General features: G+C 59.6%; 14 protein-coding genes. 12 read left to right on the top strand and 2 right to left on the bottom strand.

Annotated elements, in window-relative coordinates; translation table 11 throughout:
• The first annotated feature begins 5 nt into the window (after window positions 1-5).
• The 7 genes from HUU46_03815 to HUU46_03845 all read left to right on the top strand — a co-directional run bounded on the left by HUU46_03815 (window position 6) and on the right by HUU46_03845 (window position 7960).
• Window positions 6-1091 (top strand): NAD-dependent epimerase/dehydratase family protein, encoded by a 1086-nt coding sequence (locus HUU46_03815; GenBank protein ID NUM52749.1) that lies wholly within the window; start codon window positions 6-8, stop codon window positions 1089-1091.
• Window positions 1088-2380: a glycosyltransferase gene (locus tag HUU46_03820; protein NUM52750.1), complete on the top strand. Its 1293-nt coding sequence runs from the start codon at window positions 1088-1090 to the stop codon at window positions 2378-2380. Before HUU46_03815 ends, HUU46_03820 begins: the two co-directional genes overlap by 4 nt.
• Before the next feature lie 15 nt (window positions 2381-2395).
• A complete protein-coding gene (locus HUU46_03825) occupies window positions 2396-3769 on the top strand; it encodes a UDP-glucose/GDP-mannose dehydrogenase family protein (protein NUM52751.1) in 1374 nt (457 codons plus the stop codon).
• A gap of 38 nt (window positions 3770-3807) precedes the next feature.
• Complete coding sequence (locus HUU46_03830; protein ID NUM52752.1) at window positions 3808-4806, top strand: glycosyltransferase family 2 protein; 999 nt, start codon at window positions 3808-3810, stop codon at window positions 4804-4806.
• Window positions 4807-4815: 9 nt separating this feature from the next.
• Window positions 4816-6018: a glycosyltransferase gene (locus HUU46_03835; protein ID NUM52753.1), complete on the top strand. Its 1203-nt coding sequence runs from the start codon at window positions 4816-4818 to the stop codon at window positions 6016-6018.
• Window positions 6015-6815 carry a WecB/TagA/CpsF family glycosyltransferase gene (locus tag HUU46_03840; GenBank protein ID NUM52754.1) on the top strand — a complete coding sequence of 267 codons (801 nt, stop codon included), beginning with the start codon at window positions 6015-6017 and terminating at the stop codon, window positions 6813-6815. Before HUU46_03835 ends, HUU46_03840 begins: the two co-directional genes overlap by 4 nt.
• A gap of 131 nt (window positions 6816-6946) precedes the next feature.
• Window positions 6947-7960 carry an NAD-dependent epimerase/dehydratase family protein gene (locus HUU46_03845; GenBank protein NUM52755.1) on the top strand — a complete coding sequence of 338 codons (1014 nt, stop codon included), beginning with the start codon at window positions 6947-6949 and terminating at the stop codon, window positions 7958-7960.
• 79 nt (window positions 7961-8039) lie between these two features.
• On the opposite strand, the gene HUU46_03850 is transcribed toward HUU46_03845, so the two are convergent.
• Together HUU46_03850 and miaB are read right to left on the bottom strand one after the other, a co-directional pair.
• A complete protein-coding gene (locus HUU46_03850) occupies window positions 8040-9821 on the bottom strand; it encodes a tetratricopeptide repeat protein (GenBank protein ID NUM52756.1) in 1782 nt (593 codons plus the stop codon).
• A gap of 48 nt (window positions 9822-9869) precedes the next feature.
• A complete protein-coding gene (gene miaB / locus HUU46_03855) occupies window positions 9870-11213 on the bottom strand; it encodes a tRNA (N6-isopentenyl adenosine(37)-C2)-methylthiotransferase MiaB (protein ID NUM52757.1) in 1344 nt (447 codons plus the stop codon).
• Between the two features lie 270 nt (window positions 11214-11483).
• Between miaB and HUU46_03860 the strand changes: the two genes are divergently transcribed.
• The 5 genes from HUU46_03860 to HUU46_03880 all read left to right on the top strand — a co-directional run bounded on the left by HUU46_03860 (window position 11484) and on the right by HUU46_03880 (window position 15732).
• Window positions 11484-12068, top strand: a complete 585-nt coding sequence (locus HUU46_03860; GenBank protein ID NUM52758.1) for a sigma-70 family RNA polymerase sigma factor — start codon at window positions 11484-11486, stop codon at window positions 12066-12068.
• Window positions 12065-12610 carry a hypothetical protein gene (locus HUU46_03865; protein ID NUM52759.1) on the top strand — a complete coding sequence of 182 codons (546 nt, stop codon included), beginning with the start codon at window positions 12065-12067 and terminating at the stop codon, window positions 12608-12610. Before HUU46_03860 ends, HUU46_03865 begins: the two co-directional genes overlap by 4 nt.
• A 204-nt stretch (window positions 12611-12814) precedes the next feature.
• A complete protein-coding gene (locus tag HUU46_03870; GenBank protein ID NUM52760.1) occupies window positions 12815-13660 on the top strand; it encodes a hypothetical protein in 846 nt (281 codons plus the stop codon).
• A gap of 195 nt (window positions 13661-13855) precedes the next feature.
• Entirely contained in the window at window positions 13856-14401 is a 546-nt protein-coding gene (locus tag HUU46_03875; protein NUM52761.1) for an arginine decarboxylase, pyruvoyl-dependent, read from the top strand.
• Window positions 14402-14490: 89 nt separating this feature from the next.
• Window positions 14491-15732, top strand: a complete 1242-nt coding sequence (locus HUU46_03880; GenBank protein ID NUM52762.1) for a DUF2092 domain-containing protein — start codon at window positions 14491-14493, stop codon at window positions 15730-15732.
• Window positions 15733-15751: the final 19 nt, after the last annotated feature.

The following is a 15751-nucleotide window of genomic DNA, read 5'->3' on the forward strand; positions in this document are numbered from 1 at the left end:
CAGGAATGAAAGTAGCAATAGTCACGGGGTCCGGTGGGCTCATCGGCGCGGAGGCCGCGCGCTTTTTCAGTAAGCGTGGGTTCTATATCGTCGGCATCGACAACAATATGCGCGCCGAGTTCTTCGGCGAGGAGGCGTCGACATCGTGGTCTGTTGACCAACTCAAGTCGACGCTCCTGAACTACAAGCACTATGCCGCGGACATTCGCGATACCGCGGCGATGCGGCTCATTTTCGAGCAATACGGCAGCGACATAGCCCTAGTCGTCCATACCGCCGCGCAGCCGTCGCACGATTGGGCGGCGCGGGCGCCGTTGGTTGACTTTGGCGTCAACGCGATGGGTACGCTGAACCTGCTCGAATGCACGCGGCAGTTCGCGGCCGATGCCGTACTTATCTTCACATCCACAAACAAAGTATACGGCGATCGCCCGAACACGCTGCCGCTCCGCGAACTCGAACACCGCTGGGAAATCGCCGACGGACACGAGTACGAGGGCGGCATTACGGAATCGATGTCAATCGACAACTGCACTCATTCCGTGTTCGGCGCGTCGAAAGTCGCCGCGGATGTCATGGTCCAAGAGTATGGACGCTATTTCAAAATGAAGACCGCGGTGTTTCGCGGCGGATGCCTGACGGGGCCGGGGCATTCCGGCGCCGAACTGCACGGTTTCCTCGCCTACCTGATGAAGTGCTGTGTCACCGGGCGCACGTACCGTATCTACGGGTACAAGGGTAAACAGGTCCGGGACAACATCCACAGCTACGACCTCATTCAGGCCTTCTACGAGTTCTACAAACGTCCGCGCACGGGCGAGGTCTACAACATCGGAGGCGGGCGGTACAGCAACTGCTCGATGCGCGAAGCGATTGCGCTCTGCGAAGGGATCAGCGGCAAGCGCATGGACACAATCTACCTCGACGAGAACCGGATTGGCGACCACATCTGGTGGATTTCCGGTCTCCAGAAATTCGAATCCCACTACCCGGACTGGCGCATCACGTACAACGTGCCGCACATCCTTGAAGAGGTCTATACGGCCAACGTCGAGAACCATGCGCCGCAACAGGTGGCAATACCCGCATGACACCGAGGGGCAACAAGCGTCCATTGCGCATCCTGCTGGTGAGCAACCACCGGCGGTTCAAGATCAACTTTCGCGCGCACCCGTGGGCGAGCGAACTCGCCGCGCGCGGACACGACGTGGACGTCATGTGCCATGCCAATCGGGAGATGCTCCGTACAAAGATCGAGAAGGTCGAGAACTTTCGCATTATCGAGAGCCCCGATCTCCTCGTGGGCGCACTGCGCCAGGGGTGGGATCCCGTGTGTGCGTGGCGCCGCCTGAGCTTCCTGCGACGCGAAAACAAGAAGTACGATCTAATCCATTGTCTGGATACACGCCTCGCCGTAGTCCTCCCCGCGCTGGCTTATGCGCGAGAGAAGAAGATTCCGATCGTGAGCGATTGGATCGACTGGTGGGGACACGGCGGCCTTATCAAAGAACGCCGTCCGCTTTGGTATCAGTGGCTCTTCTCGGGTGTCGAGGTGTTCTTTGAGGAATACTATCGCAATAAGCTCGATGGTTTGACTGCGATTAGCCACGCGCTGATGGAACGCGCGGTGAGCCTCGGCGTCGATCGCGAACGCTGCATTGTCATTCCCGGCGGGGCAAACGTCCGCGCGTTTGCGAAGGTCCCGGATCAGTCGCAAAGCCGCCGCATGCTCGGCATCGCCGAGGATGCGCCGGTCGTTTGTTTTTCCGGCTTGGACGTGCTCATCGACCTTCCGATGGCCGTGAAGGCGTACGAGATTCTCCGTCTTACCGATCCGCGCACGGTCCTGCTGCTTGTCGGCCCCTCCGAGCGCGACGTCAAAGGTATGTTGTCCAATCGCGAGTCGCTGAAGGGCGTCAAAGCGGTTGGGCCGGTCGCCTACAAAGACCTTCCGACCTATCTCGCTGCTGCGGACGTGTTCCTCATGCCGTACACGCAGAAGGTCAGCAACGTCGGACGATGGCCGAACAAGATCGGCGACTACATGTGCATTGGTCGGCCGACAATCTCGAATCCGGTTGGCGAAGTGAAATGGCTGTTCGAGCGCTATCCGATCGGCAGTCTTTGCGAAGAGACTCCCGAGGGGATGGCGGCGGCCGCCCGCGACTACCTCGCCGACGGCGAACGCTGCGTGCGCGTGGGGATGTACGCGCGCGATGTGGCAAATAAGGTCTTCGCGTGGGACAAGCTCATTATCGGGCTTGAAAACTGGTACTACGCACTGGTCGAGGGGCGCTTGGGCGCGCGGGTCGAACCCGCAAAGTCCGGCACGCCTCTCTTGGTCCATCAACCTGCAAATGGCGCCGGCCTCCGGCGATAGGAAAGGACATTTCACATGAAGATTGCCGTCATTGGCACCGGCTACGTGGGACTCGTTACGGGCACCTGTTTCAGCGAAGTGGGGCACGATGTCACGTGTGTCGATATTGACGCCGCGAAAGTCGAGGCGTTGCGGTTCGGGCGCATTCCGATTTATGAGCCGGGTTTGGATGAGATGGTTGCGCTCAATGTGGAACAGGGGCGCCTGTCGTTTACGACAGACTTGAAGGCGGCGATCGAGAAGGCGTTGTTCGTCTTCATCGCGGTCGGAACGCCGCCGTTGGAAGACGGCACCGCCGACCTCAAGCACGTGCTCGCCGCGGCGAAGTCGGTTGGCGACTACATCAACGGCTACAAGATTGTCGTAAACAAGTCTACGGTTCCCGTCGGCACCGCCGAAAAAGTGCGCAACACAATCGAAGCTACGTTGCGCGAACGCAAGGTGCGATTTGACTTTGATGTCGTGTCGAATCCCGAGTTCCTCCGCGAGGGTTGCGCCATCGATGATTTCATGAATCCAGACCGCATCGTCATCGGATGTGGCGACTGCAGGACCGAGGTTCTGATGAAAGAGTTGTACGCGAGTTTCATTCGCGACGGGCACCCGGTGCTGACTATGGATACTACGTCGTCCGAAATGACGAAGTATGCGGCGAACGCGATGCTCGCCATGAAGATATCGTTCATCAACGAGATCGCAACGATCTGCGAGCGCGTCGGCGCAAACGTCGAGGACGTTCGCAACGGCATCGGCGCGGACAGCCGCATTGGATACCAGTTCATTTTCCCAGGAATCGGGTACGGCGGTTCGTGTTTCCCAAAGGACGTGCAGGCATTGGTGAGCACCGCGCGCAGCGCCGGACACGAGCCGCGGCTTTTGAAGTCGGTCGAGGAGGTGAATCAGTCGCAGAAGACGACACTGGTCCGAAAGATCGAGTCGTACTACGACAACGATCTTACCGGCAAGCGGTTCGCTATTTGGGGCCTGTCGTTCAAGCCAGAAACGGACGACGTGCGCGAAGCGCCATCGCTTTTGTTGATTGACGCGCTGCTAAAGGCGGGCGCGGAAGTCCACGCTTACGATCCGAAGGCCGTCCGCGAAACGCAGCGCTATCTGGGTCCGCGCGCGGGAGTGACCTATGCCGAGGACAGTTACAGCGCGTTGCAGGGTTGCGATGCGCTCCTGATCGTTACGGAATGGTCGTACTTCAAGAATCCCGATTTCGATCGTATGAAGTCCTTGATGAAAGCCCCCGTAATCTTCGACGGCCGCAACATTTTCTCGACGGATTTGGTCAAGATGCTCGGCTTCGACTACCACTCGATTGGGCGCGCCCCGGTGCTGGCGTATTCGCAGGCGCGCGCGACGCGCTTGAAAGCCGCTGTATAGGGAAGACCTTGGTAACGCCGAGACGCAGACGAAAACGTATGAACAAGCGAGTAGACATAAGCGTCGTGGTTTGCACCTATAACCGCGCGGCCATGCTCGAGCGTGCGCTGAAGTCGCTTGCAGTGCAGCAATGCCCGGCGGGAATCGAGTTCGAGATTGTCGTTGTGGATGACGGGTCGACCGACAACACCGGCGAAATCGTGCGCGAGGCGAACCGTTGTACGGATCGGCGGGTCAGCTATATTCGCGAGTCGGGACGGGGCATTTCGGCTGCGCGTAACCGCGGGGTAGACGCGGCCCGCGGCGAGTGGATCGCATTCACGGACGACGATCAGATCGCGGACGGCGTGTGGCTGTGGAACTTGTGGTTTGCACAAGGGAAGACCGGCGCCTCCTGCGTTGGCGGCGCGCGTACGCTGGAACTCCATGACGACGTGCTCCGCTCGCTTCCCATGCAAACGCGGCTGATACTGGGAGAGATTGCTCCGGTCGGCGAACTGCACCCGTGCACGCGCGATTCGCTGCTGTGCACCGGGAACCTTCTTGTGCGGCGCGACCTCGTGTTGAAGGTAGGCGGGTTCGACGAGGCGTTGACGCAGGGCGGCGAGGACACGGACCTGCTCATGCGCCTGCGCGCCTCCGGACAGACGTGCTGGTTCACACCGCATGCCGTCGTACGCCATATCATTCCGCCGTACCGCCTCGAGATGGGCTACCTCACGTGGTCTGCAATGCGGGGCGGCGATTGCTTTGCGGTGCGTGATGTGCGCGAATGGGGCGCGTTGCGCCCCAGTTTGATTGCGATCGCCCGTCTCGCACAGGCCAACTTTGTTCACGCGCCCGCGATGGTCTACGCGCGATTGCTTGGGCGCGACGCTGCGGCGATTGCGGGCCGGTGCCGTATAGCGCGCGCCATGGCCTACGCGAAGCGGGTCGCCGCGCTCGTGATGTTCCCGGTGCGTGTCGAAGCCGCATCGCATGGTTCGAGGTTCGATTTTCGCGGCGAGCGCCGAATGTTTGATCAGCCCGTTGGATAAGGAATTCTCATGCGCGTAGTTCAAATCATGAATTGGCACCGCTTCGGCGGCGGCTCTGACTTCATGGCAAAGGTCACCGGCGAGGTGCTGCGCAAGAGCGGTCACGACGTCTACATGATGACCAGCGACAGCGCGAGCTTCGATGGTACGTTCCTTGGCCGGGCCAAGGCCTGCGCGCGGGGAATCTATTCGCGCGACGCGCGCCGGGAGATGCGGGAAATCCTCAAGAATTTTGCTCCGGACCTCGTGCACGTGCATGAAGTGTACCCCGCGCACTCGCCGTGGGTGTTGCGTGACTGCCGGGACGCGGGCGTGCCGGTCGTCATGACCTGTCACGACTTCCGGGTCACGTGCCCGGTGTCGACGCACATCAGCCACGGCGAACCGTGCGATCGGTGTACCCGTGGATCGACGCTCTCGTGCTTTACGCGGAACTGCCGCGAGAACCGGTTCGAGAGCGCCGCGTTCGCGCTGCGCGCGGGCGTTGCGAAATCGTTCCGCCTTTTCGAGGAAAACGTAAACCTGTTTCTAGCGCCAAGCCATTTCATCAAGCAACGCATGATCGATTCCGGATTGCCATCCGATAAGCTGCGGGTCGTGCCGAACATGGTGCGCATGACGCGGACTACCACGAATCCTGGCGCTGGTACGTACGCGGCGTTCGTTGGGCGTGTCGCGCCGGAAAAGGGACTCGACACCCTGATGGAAGCGGCGTGGCGCGCGGGCATGCCGCTGCACATCGCCGGGCACGGCGCGCACTTCCCGCAGTCGGTGGCGCCCAATGTCCACTGGCGCGGGCACCTGAGCGGGGCCGCGCTGACCGAGTTCTACGCCGGCGCGCGCTTCGTGGTCGTGCCAAGCCGTTGGTTCGAGGCGTTTGGACTCGTTGTCGCCGAAGCGATGATGCTGGGCATCCCGGTCATTGCGGCGAACGCCGGCGCATTGCCCGAACTGGTTGACCATGGCGTGACCGGATTTCTGTTCACCGCGGGCGATTCGCAGGAACTCGCGCGGTGCATGTCGATCCTGTGGAAGGATGGTGAACTCTGCCGCCGCATGGGAGTCTCCGGCCGCGCAAAGGCGATGCGCATGTACACGGCGCAACAGTACTATGTCAATCTGATGATGGCGTATAAATCCGCCGCCAAAGTCGGCGAGCGCACCGAGTCGCCGGAAAGCGCGAAGACCCGGCAACCGCAGGTGGTGCAGTGAGCGCGGAAGCGACATCGCCTCCCTACGAATTCAGCATGGGCGGCGTCAAGTGTTCGACGCACACGATCCCGCAGTTACTTGCGGAGATTCAATCCTTGCTGGCGCACCGCTACGATCAGCCGCGATCCATTCTCTGCGTGAATGCGCATATCTACAACGTGGCGTGCAACGACGCCACGTTGCGCGATTCGCTAAACAATGCGCGCATCGTCACCGCGGACGGGATGTCGATTGTGTGGTTCTCGCGCCTGTGGAACGCATTTGTTCCCGAGCGCTGCAACATGACCGAGGCGTTTCGCGCGTTTCTGCAATGCACAACGATGCGCCCAAGCACGGCCGTCCTCATTGGTCTTACACAGGCCGAAGCGGAGCATGCGGCACAACGCATCAACGCCGCGTCGAAACACTGCACCGTGATAAAGTCATATTCGGGGTTCCTCGCTGAAGCGGAGTACGCCGCGCTGTTCCATTCCCTCGGCAAGGTTGACTTCATTTTCGTGGGCATGAGCACGCCGCGCACCGAACGAACGTGCGAACTTGCGCGCCGCTGCTGCCCGGACGCCATCGTGTGGGGGATAGGCGCGGGTACCATTCGTATCTACGCCGGCACGATGAAGGAAGCGTCTCCATTCTTCCGCCGGCACGGCCTCCAATGGCTGCACCGGCTGATGAACGAACCCTCGAAACTTTGGCGCCGGTACCTCATCGGTAACCCGCTCTTCCTTTACCGCGCCATTAAGTACAGTATGTTTGCGCGCCGCCGCAGCGTCACCGCGCCACCCGCCTTCCGCAGTTAGCGCGAGCCGTTTTTCGTTCGATGGCGTCCGGCCGCGTCCGACCGAGGCCCGCCCATTTTTCCGCCGATTGGGGTACAATGAAGGTGACGACAGCAACGTGGTGGTCACCTAACTGGGGGGAGGGTGCGGTCATGAGTACGCGATTGCACGACAAACACGTTCTGGTCCTCGGCGGGCTGGGATTCATCGGCAGTAACCTGGCTTTGCGTTGCGTCGAAGAAGGCGCGCACGTCACCGTGTACGATTCGCTTATGGACCACGGCGGCGGCAACATTGCCAATCTCGATGGCCATCCTGGAATCCGGGTCATTATCAATGACATTCGCGATACAAATCTGATTGCCCGCGCCATTCGCGATCAGGACGTTATCTTCAACTGCGCGGGCCACACCTCGCACGCCTACTCGATGCGCGACCCCTATCTCGACATTCAGATCAACTGCGTGGGTACCATGAATGTGTTGGAGTCCGTCCGGCGCGACAATCTGAAGGCCCGCGTGGTCTATGTGGGTACCAGCACGCAGTGCGGCCCACGCGTGCACGAGGTGATGGACGAACGCCACCCCGAGTTTCCGCTCGACATCTACAGCGCGAACAAGAGTGTGGCGGAGAAATACCACCTTATCTACCACCGCGCCCACGGCCTCCGGACGTCCGTAGTCCGGCTTGCGAACATATTCGGGCCGCGCGCGAATATCCGCAGCAGCGACGGCGGCGTGATCAATTTCTTTATTGGGTTGGCGCTTCAGGGCAAGGAATTGACCATCTACGGCGAGGGCACGCAGCGGCGTAATGTGCTGTATGTCGACGATTGCATCGACGCCCTGATCGAGGTGGCGCTCCAACCGAAGACCGAAGGCGAAGTCTTGTTTGCCGCAGGCGACGTGGAACACAGCATTTCCGATTTTGCCGACATGGTGGTCGATGTCATCGGAAACGGCAGCGTGAAACACGTGCCGTGGCCGAAAGACTGGGCGCAGATGGACGTAGGCGACGTGTCCATCTCGAACGCAAAACTGCGGCGATTTATAACATGGTCGCCTTCCATCAACCTGCGCGAGGACCTGGCGAAGACCCGCGACTTCTTCGAGTCGCGCCTGCAAACCTATCTCGGAGGAAATGTTAAAGGCGTGCTCGCGCGGTGAGCGGCGGTGCGATATATTTCGTCTATCTATTGTGCCGAAGCGTGCAGCCGGTGGTCTTCGTCCGTGTTTGACGGGTGATTCAGGGGGACGTTACTTGCTCCCCAAACGACGCATCCGTTAACGCTTTCAATCGTCGCTCCATCTCTCGTAAGGGCATTAAATCGCCTTTGCGGGCGGCACACTCGATCCCTGCCTTGTACGCGCCGCGCGCGTCCGACGTGCGGTTCAGAAACTCGAAACACTTTCCAAGATTCAGGTATGCGACTGAATAGTCCTTCTGCACTTGCGTCGCGCGCTCGAGGTGCGGTACTGCGTTCTCATAGTCGTCCAACTGGATATAGGCCATGCCCGTGCCAAACGTTGCGAGCGGATCGTCGGGATCGAACTCGAGCACTTCCTTGAACATGGCGATTCGTTCAAGCGCCTCGCGCCGGATGCGTTGACGTTCCGACGCCGCGATTTCCTCGGCCTCGCGCGCGTTCCGCGCGTGTCTCATTTGAAGCACCGCCGCTTTCGCCTTTTCGTCCTCGGCTTCGGGAATCATTCCCTTGGCGACATAGAACACGGAGAGGTTCGTATGCGCCATGACCGAATCGGGATTCAGGCGCGCGAGAATCCGCATGTAGCGGATCGCTTCGTCCACGCGATGGTGCCGGTTGAGGATCACGCCGAGCGCCTCGTACGCATCCTCGAACGCGGGGGAGAGGAGCACCGCCTCACGCAGCAGAGCGATGGCCGAATCGTCCTCGTCATGCGCGTCACGTTCGAAGCGCTGCAAGGCGTCCTCGTACGCGGCGCGCGCGCGTTCCTCCCGAGTTGGCGCCGCGTAGAAGGGCAGCACGACGACGCGAGCCGTGAACGGCTTTCCGTCTTGCGCGTGCAGTTCTATCACTGAACCGGGCGCGCGGCGGTCGCGGTCCAGATAAGCCAGCGCGATCGTCCTTTCGAGAGTGGGGGAGTGGGCGGCACTTTTCAGCACGCCAATCCCGGATCCCCCAAAATAGAATGTCGAATCGAAGGGAGGAAACTCGCCCGCCTCGAGTTCGAGCCCGACCAACGCCATCTTCACTGAACTGTAGGCGCGCAGTTTCGCGATGACCTCTTGGCCGAGGTAGCATCCTTTCTCATAACTGACCGCCTCGCGCTCGAGCGTTGTCTCGGGCAGGCGGTTCGAGGTATCCATGTCGATTCCGAACCGTGGAATGCCCGCCTCGATGCGCAGTACCTCGCGTGCGTCATCGTCAACTTCGCAAACGCCGAATGGTCTTCCTGCTTCCAGCAGTCTATCGAGCAACGGACGCGCCTCGCCGAGTTGCGTGACGAAGAGATAGCCATCCTCACCGGTCTCGGAGATTCGGAACGCGAGCACCTGGAACCCGCACAATTCGATGGGATGGCACCCATACTTCTCTGCAGGCAGCAACTCGGAGGCGGTGGCCTTATCGGTGTCCAGCAAGGTTGACAAGAAGTACACCACGCGTGGACCCTGCACGAGTACCTGCTCGACTTCGTCCCCCGCGTCCGCCATGCGGACATCTTCGATGAACAGATGCGAATCGAGCTGGTCAATCAGGCGCGGGGCTTGCTGCTTCTCCACGACCAGCCAGTACTCGTCGTCCCAGCGATGCAAGGTGAAATGCGCCTGCAAGCGTCCCTTGCGATCTAGGATTGTGTTCGCGTGCCCCAGCCCGGACTGCAGCGCCGCGACGTCATTCGACGTCTGTGACTGGAGCCATGTCGCGACATCCTTCCCCTCAAAACGAATTAACGTGTGCGTGTCGCGCACCCATACGCCAATCCCGTGCCGGACGGAATAAACGCCCGCCTTGACATTTTCGTCTATCGAATCGGGAGTCATCATCTACTTGCGGCGACGGCCGGTTTGAAGTGCGGCAATCCGCGCGCGCGTTTATGCCATCGCCTCGGCCAATGACTGCGCATCCAGCCAGTGCTGTTTGTAGTCAGAAATGCGCACCGACACCAGATCGCCGATATCTGCGTCGCAGTCGTGTACCGTCACGGGGCGAAAACCGTCCGTTCGCCCGTTCATAGCGCCGCGATGACGCGGGTTTGCCGCGTCGATGAGCACGTCCTGTTCCGTACCGACATAGGCCGCCATGCGGGCATCGGTGATTTGCCCTTGCAGCGCGATGACGCGTGCCAGCCGGTCTTCCTTCACTTCGCGCGGGACATCGTCCACCCATTTCTCTGCTTTCGTGCCGGGTCGCGGCGAATACTTGAACGGAAATATCTGGCTGAACTGCACCTCCTCCAGGACGCGCAGTGTCTCCTCGAATTCCGTGTCCGTTTCCGACGAGAAACCCACGATCAGGTCCGTCGTCAGTTCGATCTTGGGATTGATCGAGCGCATGTACCGAACCTTATCGAGGTACTGCGCGATTGTATGGTTCCGGTTCATTGCTTCGAGCACGCGATCACTGCCCGCCTGAAACGGCAGATGCAGGTGGTTGCAGATAGTCTTCCGTTCGGCCATCAAGTCCGAGAGCCGGTTGTTCCAATCGTTCGGGTGCGGCGATGTGAACCGGACGCGCTTCAATCCTTCCACCCGGGACACCATATCCAACAATTCATAGAAGCCCACGCCGTGGGCGCGATACGAATTCACGTTCTGGCCCAAGAGCCAGATTTCCTTGGCGCCCCGGTTTACGAGGTCGCGCACTTCGCGCAGTATGTTGTCCGCCTCGCGGCTAACTTCGCGCCCGCGCGTATACGGCACCACGCAGAACGTGCAGAAATTGTCGCAACCCTTGGTAATCGAGACATATGCCTTGCACCCGTCGACGTGCCCCGCCTCGACCCATTCCTCGGGCACAAAATTCTGTACCCGGTTCGCGGCGCGGGGGAGCCACTTGGTCATCAGCACGCGCTCGCCCCGGCGGACCTGCGCGATCATCTCCGGCAAGCGGAAGTAGTTGTCCGGCCCGAACACTATGTCCACGCAGCGCTCACGCTCAAGAATTCTTTCGCCCTCCTGTTGCGCCACGCATCCGCCGACGCCAATGATGACATCTCTACCATTTCGCTTCAGTCGGCGCAGCCGCCCGAGCAGACTGTATACCTTGTTCTCGGGGTTCTGGCGCACGGAACAGGTGTTGAGGATCACGAGCGAGGCTTCGTCTACCTCCTCGGTCAGGGAGTACCCGCTACGCGCCAGCACCTCGACCATGCGGTGCGAGTCGTGCTCGTTCATCTGGCAGCCAAAAGTCTGTATGTATGCCTTCGGAGTCGTCATATTCCCAGTCTACGGTTTGCGCCACACGACCGAGTAGCGCCACAACGGGTGCCTGCGAACCTGTGCGCCCCGGGATAACACGGGCGACGGTATCCCGAATTTCCTTCAAAGACAATAGTTTATCATGTTTCCGGTGTGCGTCCCATGCCGCCCGCGCGGCTCGGTCAACGTTAGACGGTGGAATCGCACTGTCATCCAGATTGGCGCTCGCGTTCGTCGAAATGCCCGGTATCGGAGTATATAGGGAGGACGTTCGAGCGGGAGAGCCCATTGCCTGCAGATCCGACAGATACGGCCCTGATGATCGCCGTTCGCGACCGGGGAGACGCGACCGCGTTCGAAACGCTTGCTTTTCGGTGGGATCAGCGCCTGGTGAAGTATCTGACAAAACTGACCGGCGACGTACAGGTAGCGTGCGATCTACGTCAGGAGACGCTGATCCGCGTTTGGCGCAGTGCATCGACTTATGATGATTCGTACGCGTTCGCAACGTGGGTTACCCGAATCGCGACGAATCTTGCACGGACTCACGTAGCCCGCCGCCAAATCCTGAACAGCCGGATTGCGACGCTGGATGGCGCCGCGGGATTGCACTTTAGCGGGGAATCCAGCGCGCTAAACCGCGCCATCGAAAGCGAACAATCAATAACACTTCGTGAAACGCTCGACACCCTTCCAGCCCCCGAAAAGGAACTGTTGCTTATGAGGTTCCAGCTTGGGCTGACTTATGGCGAAATCGCACTCGTAACCGCAACCCCGGAGTCCACGGTGAAGTCGCGGATGTCCGCACTCCTCCGGAGACTACGGAAACAAATGGAAGAATCCGGACTTACTAGGAGCTGCATAAAGCTATGACAAAGCATGGTTTGGACAATGATCTCTCGTCCGCGAGCCCCCCACCGGAAGCCGAGGAAGGTCTCGATAATGTCGTTACCCAGGTGCGGGCCTGGTCGAATGAAGACGTTTCCGCCCCTAGACTAGATGCGCCCTTCCTGAGATCCGTCGCATCAAGCCAGCCAAGTTCCAAGCGTAGGGAACGTTTTTCATCGACCGCCGAGCGAATCGGCTGGCTGTGCGTGGCTGCATCCCTCCTTCTGCTTAGCCTCTCCGTGGCCGGCGTTCGGCTCGAGTGGGGCGACGCGTCGATTGAGTTCGGCTCAACGGGTGGCGAGCTTAGTCCTCGCGAGCTGAGCGCGAAGATCGCGGAGATCGAGGGCCATTTCATTTTAGAGCAATCAGCAAAGAGCCGCGAGATTGGACAGTTGGCGGATACCGTGTCGGCGCTCGAAACTGAACTCCGTGAGACAGCGTTGAATCTCGTCCAATCGCAACAGGCTGAATCGGCGACAAGATATCACGACATAGTCAGTTTAATACATTTGACATCATCGCGATAATCGCACGGGCGAATTCCTGAACGAGGAAACACGGGTTTCCGCTTAGTGTCCTAGTGGAAGTTTAGCGTTCTATCGGTGTTCCTACAAATCACTTTTGCGAGTTACTTCTTAAGGAGGCGTCTAATCATGCATAGACAAGCGTTTCAGAATCCTGGTCAAACAGCGAGACAAGTAGTCGCATTCTTGATCCGATCAATTTTACTTATGAGCGTCATTTTAAAAGCACATGCCCAGGAGGAAACAGCATCAACGCGACAACCTGATATTTTTGCCAAGATCATCGAGGAGAGCCTCTCGGACGCTGGACTTGGAGAGTGGATCGCGGGTCCTGCCGGACTCCGCGCGGCCCTCGGAACTGGGATTCGAGGCGAGTATTTGCCCACTGTGGGGGTGCTCATGCACGTGCCTGTTTCATTTCCGATATTCGAACCTGAGCCCCAAACCGAGTCCGTAGAGCCTCCCGCGCCTCCTTCCGACCTCTGGGAAAAGTACTCGAAGGCCGACGGTGGCGCTCACGGTCTCCCTCTAGACGCCGACGCGGTGCGCCGAGAGATTTGGACGGCTCGGACCGAAAACGGCGGGCCGAAATCCGGGGTGACCGACAGTGTCGTTGAAAAAACAATACGTATGGATGAACTTGATCGTAAACGTCGCGTAGCGATTTCGTCGACGGGACTCTCGGGGCCGGCAGAAGATATTTCTTTTGACATCACGCTTCCGGCTGGTTCGGTTCCGGCCTATGACTCGGAGCGTGTAGCCAAGTTCAACGACGCGCTCCTTGACGCGGTCGCGAAGTATGGACACCGATTGACGTGCATCGGCGACAGCGAGCGGCTATTGATTGTTGTCGAGGGTCCGTCCCCCAATGTTCGTCGGCGCAGCCTTACCTTCTCGAGCGGCGGCGCGGAACCGTTCACGCTCGCGCTCCCGAGGCTCGCCGGACTCGATGCGCCGAAGGAGCGCAAGTTGCTCATCGTTCCCAGATCGGCCATCGCAGCTTCGACGGATCGCGCAACCCTGTCGCCCCAGGTTTCCGAAACTCGCTATTAGTCTTTCGTCCGGCCCGCAGTGCGCCCGCGGCTGCACACTGGCGCGATTGGAGTTGCGCCGCGCCAACGCCGTCATTATACTACGCGCCGATTTGCACCGGTGGGGGCGCAGTCGTTGTATGGCGGAGGACAGCTAGGAATGGCGAAAGCCGACAAGGCCGTTGAATACGGGTCAAACAGCCTGCTTTACTCGAGCATGGTGCCGAAGCGGGCTTTTTTTGTGCGCGGCGTCGGCACGCACAAGGAGCATTTGGCGTCGTTCGAGAGTGCGCTGCGCGACGCGGGAATCGAGAAGTTCAATCTGGTCTATGTGTCCAGTATTTTCCCGCCCAACTGCAAGATTATTCCGAAGAAGCAGGGACTCAAGTACCTGTCGCCGGGCCAGATCGTGTTCTGCGTCATGTCGCGGAGCGACACGTGCGAACCGAACCGGTTGATCTCGGCCGCGGTAGGGCTCGCCCAGCCGAAGAACGAGGCGCACTACGGCTACATTTCGGAACACCATGCGTACGGACAGAAAAGCGCAATCGCCGGTGAATATGCCGAAGACCTTGCGGCTACAATGCTTGCGACGACGTTGGGAATCGAGTTCGACCCGGACGCGGCCTGGGATGAGCGCAAACAGATTTATAAGGCCAGCGGCCATATCTTCAAAACCCGCAACATCTGCCAGAGCGCCGAAGGTCACAAGAACGGCCTCTGGACGACTGTCCTGACCGCCGTCGTTTTTGTTTTAGAGTGACACCAACAGGCAGTACGTCTACCGGGTCGGCTTCGATCGAATGACGCGATCCTGAATCCGTTCTGAATACACTCCACGAGGAGATCCTGATGATTGCTTCCCGAATGCGGGCGGTATTGTTCACGTTTGCGATCGCGTGTGCGTTTGAATCCGGCGCGCAGCCTGCGGCCGGCATCGACCCCAAGGTGCGCGACGTGGTGAACGCCATGTCCGCATATTACAAATCGCTCACGACCACGACCTTCTCGTATTCGGTGAAGTTGGACCGCGAGATGAACGAGAGGAAGAGCGGAATCGAGCTCGATTTCGCCGTCGCCATCGAGCGGCCGAATCGAATCTCCTTTGTGCAGGGTAAGAGCAAAGAGGGCGTCGATCTCGTCTCGAACGGAAAGGAATTGGCGATATCTATCCCCGAGTTGAACAAGTACGTCGTGGAAACCGCTCCGGACAGCATCGCCGATTCGCTCGAATGGGGCGCTCTGAGCAACCTGACCGAATTCAATTCGATTATTGGCGAACTGATGGGACAGGATCCCGCCGCGGCAATTCTGGACGGCGTCTCGCAGGCGAGCTACGTCGGCGAGGAGGCGATCGAGGGAAAGCAGCACCATCGAATCCGGCTCGTTCAAGAAGAAATGGAAGTCGATCTTTGGATCGCTGCCGGCGAACGGCCGTTTCTTGCGCGAATGACGCCGGATTGGGCCAAGCTGATCGGCGACGACAAGATCAAGCTTGATCTGAATATTACGTTCACCGGTTGGACTGCCAACGACCCCATTCCTCCGGAACGGTTCGTTTTTTCGGCGCCGGCCACTTCCACGAAGGCAGCTTCATTCGACGCGCTGTTCGGTATGGACGAGAAGCTGCCGGCGGCAGCGCTGCTCGGAAAGGCCGCACCTTCGTTCACACTGAACGGTCTCGACGGCAAACCGATCGACTTGAGCGAATACCTCGGCAAGAACGTGATCGTGCTGGATTTCTGGGCGACGTGGTGTGGGCCATGTGTGCGTTCGATGCCGGTGCTCGTGGACGTGACCGATTCATTCAAGGACAAGGGCGTCGTCTTTATTGCCGTGAATCTCGGTGAGGAATCGGAAGATGTGCGGAGATTCTTTCAGGAGCTCAAGCTGACCGCCAACGTCGCCCTGGACGTGGAAAAAACCGCCGCGCAACACTACCTCGTCGATCCGATCCCGCAAACGGTGCTCATCGGCAAGACCGGCAACGTGGAGGCAATCCACGTTGGGGCCAGTCCGGTCTTACGGCAGGAACTGAAGTCCCAGCTCTCAAAGTTGGTTGCCGGGCAGTCGCTTGTCGACACTGGCGTCTAATCCGGACATTTTCACGCAA

The organism is Candidatus Hydrogenedentota bacterium, from assembly GCA_013359265.1.
Taxonomy (GTDB): Bacteria; Hydrogenedentota; Hydrogenedentia; order Hydrogenedentales; family SLHB01; genus JABWCD01.